1 tRNA gene and 2 rRNA genes are annotated in these 882 nt (G+C 46.3%); all 3 read left to right on the top strand.

Annotated elements, in window-relative coordinates:
* Positions 1-82 (top strand): 16S ribosomal RNA (locus J3U76_RS14340); the annotation flags it as partial.
* A gap of 224 nt (positions 83-306) precedes the next feature.
* A tRNA-Glu gene (locus tag J3U76_RS14345) sits at positions 307-382 on the top strand.
* Between the two features lie 389 nt (positions 383-771).
* Positions 772-882 (top strand): 23S ribosomal RNA (locus J3U76_RS14350); the annotation flags it as partial.

Here is an 882-nt window from a genome sequence, read left to right on the forward strand (position 1 = left end):
GATTACCACGGTGTGATTCATGACTGGGGTGAAGTCGTAACAAGGTAGCCCTAGGGGAACCTGGGGCTGGATCACCTCCTTACCTTAATCTCAGCCTTTGCTGAGTGTTCACACAGTTTGCTTGATATGAGTAGAGCGCTTTTGATAAAGGCGTGGCATCTGATTTGCCTATAGTCAGCTGCACACCCAATCGGCTCAGCCAAACCAGCACAGAGAAAGAATGCTTTCTTGCCGCTCGGTCTCGCGGAGCTCGACACTCGCCTTTACCAAAAATCGTTGAAGCTTGCTTCAACAAACAGATTTTTGGTCCCCATCGTCTAGAGGCCTAGGACACTGCCCTTTCACGGCAGTAACAGGGGTTCGAATCCCCTTGGGGACGCCATTACCAAAGCGATAAGCCTTAAGCTAGAAGCTGGAAGAGAACATCTTACAGTCACTAGCTTAGAGTTTAACTACTCTTGCTCTTTAACAATCTGGAAAGCTGATAGAAATAATTTGTAGTTCTTGATACGCAAGTGTCTTAGAAATTCTTGGCAAATAAGTTGTAAGCATCAGTCACGATGCAAATAACCCCGCTTAGAGAATTGTTTTTATACTGTCTAAGAATTCACTTTTAAAGTGAGCTTTTAGACGAGCGTTAGCAACGCGAGTTCAAGGCGTGGTCTTGAGGGAGTGCTTGAGCATAGTTTTCTATGTGATAGCACGAGCGAAAGCCACAACGAAGAAATCGCTAAGCTAAGGCCGTATAAAACACACTTTTTGGGGTTGTATGGTTAAGTGACTAAGCGTACACGGCGGATGCCTTGGCAGTCAGAGGCGATGAAGGACGTGCTAACCTGCGTTAAGTACGGATGAGCTGGTAAGAAGCGCTTGAGTCCGTAA

This window comes from Oceanisphaera pacifica (genome assembly GCF_017498065.1).
Lineage (GTDB): Bacteria > Pseudomonadota > Gammaproteobacteria > Enterobacterales > Aeromonadaceae > Oceanimonas > Oceanimonas pacifica.